At 38.1% G+C, this 1,686-nt stretch carries 1 protein-coding gene; it reads left to right on the top strand.

Annotation, left to right across the window (positions count from 1 at the left end):
• The first annotated feature begins 248 nt into the window (after positions 1-248).
• On the top strand, positions 249-1,451 hold the full coding sequence (locus BA724_RS06890; protein ID WP_069937933.1) for an IS110 family RNA-guided transposase: 1,203 nt from the start codon (positions 249-251) through the stop codon (positions 1,449-1,451).
• Positions 1,452-1,686 lie beyond the last annotated feature (235 nt).

Below are 1,686 nucleotides of genomic sequence, written 5' to 3'. Positions count from 1 at the left end.
TCGTATTATAAGGTCAACCAGTTTTTACTGGTTGACCTTTTTTGTATAGGACCTATTATATCAGTAGCCAGGGTAGGACGTACGGGTGCGTGGGACTTGGATCCCGTCAACTAAACTGTCCGCCCCCTACTTGGAGAAACATGTTTGAGGCTGGTTGGGACAATGATCTCGTATAACAAGCGAAGCTATGATACTGCATGGAGGAATAGGGGTTACTGGCAAATTTAACGGAGAGGGAGAGATAAGAAATGGATCCAGTAGTTGGCCTGGATGTCTCAAAAGGAGAAAGTCAAGTCCAGGCATTTCTAAATAAAGGAAAGCCATACAGGAAAAGTTTTAGCGTATTACACACAACTGAGGGGCTAGATATTTTACTTCATTTTCTGAAAGGAGTAGAAGAAGAGGCTGGTATCAAACCAAGTATAATACTAGAATCGACAGGTCATTATCATACTCCTGTCGTTCAGTTTTTAGAGGAACAGGATTATTTATATATCATGGTCAATCCATTACTGTCTCATCAGGCAAAAAAGTCGAGTCTCCGAAAGGTGAAAACAGATGAAATAGATGCTTTCCGTTTGTGTGAACTTTATTATAAGGAAGAGCTTGAGCCCTATAAGAAAAGGGGCATCCAGCTTTTAAACCTTCGTAATCTGACGAGACAACATGAAACCCTAACGGGTTTGTATGTTCAAGCTAAATTACAGTTTCACTCGATTTTGGATCAAGTGTTTCCAGAATATAAAGGGGTATTTGGAGATTTGTATTCAAAGGTTTCACTTAATATACTGTTAAAGTTTCGTACGTCAGAAGCTGTACTACAGGCTGGAGAAAATGCGATAACAGACAAGATTGCGAGTTTATGTATGAGTCGTTCAGAACGTTGGGCACAAGAAAGGGCAAAGAAGCTTTATAAGGCAGCTCAGCGCAACCCGTTTAAGAACATAGTTTATCAAAGCCACTTGATAAACCTTGAGATGTATATTCAAATGCTTCTCCAATACCAAGAGCATCTTGCCAATTTAGATAGTGAGATAGATGCCCTTGCAGGAGAAATAGAAGAATATAAGATTCTCCAGTCGATTCCTGGTATCGGAGAAAAAATCGCTGCAACGATTATTTCTGAAATTGGTGAAATTGAACGGTTTAATCATCCTAAAAAACTGGTCGCATTCTCTGGCATTGATCCAAGCGTACATTCGTCCGGCAAGTTTACAGCGACGATCAATCGGATTACCAAGAGAGGCTCAAGCAGATTACGTCATGCCTTATATATGGCCGTCCTCTGTGGGATTAGGGGCTCTCGTAATAAAAAGTTAAAAGAGTTCTATGATCGAAAAAGAGAAGAAGGAAAGCCTTTTAAGGTAGCGATAATTGCTTGTGCTAATAAACTGATTCATTGGATTTACGCCTTACTGAAGCGCAAAGAAACTTTCCTGGATTTAGTGTAAAACAACCAATTAATCAAATACATGAAAAACCTTCCAATATGAATGAGGAAGGTTATTTGGTATGAACATTTTTAGTATACCATTTTGTTTACAGTATTTTTATTGAAAAATCTTGACATCCTATTAGCTGGTGTGTTTTTTCAACTAAACCAGCTAATAGGATGTCAAGATTTTTCAATAAAAATACTGTAAACAAAATGGTATACTAAAAATGTTCATACAAAATAACCTTCCT

Source organism: Domibacillus iocasae (assembly GCF_001750285.1).
Taxonomy (GTDB): domain Bacteria; phylum Bacillota; class Bacilli; order Bacillales; family Domibacillaceae; genus Domibacillus; species Domibacillus iocasae.
The sequence above is the reverse complement of the archived record's forward strand: the minus strand, read 5'-3'. Positions and strand labels throughout refer to the sequence as shown.

Coding starts and splice junctions, on each gene's coding strand:
- BA724_RS06890 (WP_069937933.1), top strand. CDS start 249: ATGGATCCAGTAGTTGGCCTGGATGTCTCAAAAGGAGAAAGTCAAGTC.